This is a genomic window from Arthrobacter glacialis, assembly GCF_002909415.1.
Classification (GTDB): domain Bacteria; phylum Actinomycetota; class Actinomycetes; order Actinomycetales; family Micrococcaceae; genus Specibacter; species Specibacter glacialis.
On sequence record NZ_PPXB01000028.1, the window covers coordinates 1 to 2205 of the forward strand.

The 2205-nt window shown below is 62.3% G+C and carries 1 protein-coding gene; it reads right to left on the reverse strand.

The genetic code is table 11. The features are described 5' to 3' along the window. On the reverse strand, positions 1-2148 hold a 2148-nt coding region (locus tag CVS28_RS19325; RefSeq protein WP_103482513.1), incomplete at its 3' end, for a catalase. Positions 2149-2205: the final 57 nt, after the last annotated feature.

Sequence of the window (2205 nt, forward strand, 5' to 3'; positions counted from 1 at the left end):
CTTGGGCGCGAACCTGTCCCACACCCGGTGATGCGCCAGTAACTGCCCAATCCCTTCCACCACTTCACCCGGGAAGCCATGCACTATTCCAGGGGCGCCGGCGGCCACGCCCGCAGCCTCCAGTACAACTCCTGCCCCGCCCCACCCGCCGATGGCCTTGGCATGGCGGTACGTCTCGGCGACCAGTACCACCACGCGCGGGTCGGGGCCCTTCTGTCCGGCATCGGAGGTGGCGAGGATGACGGCGTCGAACTCGATGGATCGTGTGGTGGCATAGCTCCTCTGTACGGGTTGGTCCGTTCCGGGAAGTTTCCCTCCGACCGGTGCCACAATCAGGGCCAGCATGCCCGCAGCTTCGACGGCGTCGCGCGCCTGCAGAACCTGCTCGGGATCGCTGCCCGCATCAGTAACAATGCCAACGACACGCCCGGCGATCGGCCAGGCCTGGCCGATTTGTGACACTGCCGGACTGGGAACCTGATCGGTGGGCGGCTCAGTGGCTTCGGGCACCGGCAGGCCCAGTTCTTCCGCAACCCGCTGGCACAGCTCCGCATCAATGTTGGCCAGGGCGGCCAGTTGTCGCTCACGGATGGTTTGTTCGTAGCATTTACCCAGTTCAAAGGCGTATGCCTGCGCCACATGGTCCTGTTCGATGGCCGTCAGGCTGCGGTAAAACAACGTGGGTTGGGAGAAATGGTCGCTAAAGGTTGCCGGGTTGGCCCGCTCCTTCGTCCCGGACTGAACTGCTTGGGGAAAGTCTATGAAAGTTCCGGCGTCCATGCCCGCATGGAAGGGGCAGCCGCCGTCGAGCGAGTTTGGCTTGTACGGTGCCACCCCGGCATGATCTGCGCTTTGGTGCATGCCGTCGCGCAGCATGTCATTGACGGGGGCGTGCGGACGGTTGATGGGCAGCTGGCCAAAATTCGGTCCCCCCAAGCGGCTGATTTGGGTGTCGAGGTAAGAGAACAGCCGCCCCTGCAGCAGCGGGTCGTTGCTGACATCGATTCCGGGCACCAAGTGCCCGGGGTGGAAGGCCACCTGCTCCACTTCCGCGAAATAATTCTTGGGGTTGGCGTTGAGCGTCATCCGCCCCAGCATTTGCACCGGCGCGATTTCCTCAGGCACAAACTTGGTGGGGTCCAGCAAGTCAATGCCTTCGTACAATTCATCGTCAACGTCGGGGAAGACCTGCACACCCAGCTCCCACGACGGGAAATTGCCGGATTCAATGGCGTCCGCAAGATCGCGGCGGTGAAAGTCGGGATCCATGCCGTTGGCGATTTGGGCTTCTTCCCACACCAGTGAGTGCACACCCAAGGAAGGCTTCCAGTGGAACTTGACCAGCGCCGTCGCCCCTTGATCGTTGACCATGCGGAAAGTATGAACACCGAATCCCTCCATCATGCGAAAAGAGCGTGGGATGCCGCGGTCCGCCATGAACCACATGGTGTGCGCCTGGGCTTCGGTATGGAGGGAAACAAAGTCCCAGAAAGTGTCATGGGCGCTTTGGGCCTGCGGAATTTCACGGTCGGGATGCGGCTTGGCTGCGTGGACGACGTCGGGAAACTTGATGGCATCCTGGATGAAAAAGACCGGAATGTTGTTCCCCACCAAGTCAAATGAGCCTTCGTCCGTGTAGAACTTCACGGCAAAGCCGCGGGTGTCCCGGACCGCGTCGGCCGACCCTCGGGATCCCACCACGGTCGAGAAGCGGACAAACACAGGGGTTTCCACATCTGCGGCCAGGAAGCCAGCCCGGGTCAGCCCTGTTCCGGTCCCATAGGACTGGAACACTCCGTGGGCGCCCGCCCCGCGCGCATGCACCACACGCTCGGGGATGCGCTCATGATCGAAATGGGTGATTTTCTCCCGCAGATGGTGGTCTTGCAGAAGGGTGGGGCCCCGGCGCCCAGCCTTGAGGGAATGGTCCGTGTCCTGCAGTCTGGCACCTTGAGCGGTGGTGAGATAGTCCCCGCTCTGGCTCCGGGAGCCTTCCGGTTCCCCCGTAGGTGTCCCCGTCGGTGAGACGAGCTCGGGCCCATGCTGGTCAGGCTTCGGTGGCAGCGGTTTACGTGCTTCCGCAGGCTCCTCAAACGACAGCGGCTCGATCGACGGAGCTCCGGGAATGGGCTGCTTGGGAGTTGTCATAGTTCCTCCGTTGAATGGAGTGGATATTCTCAACACCTCCAACCATGAACGCCTCCC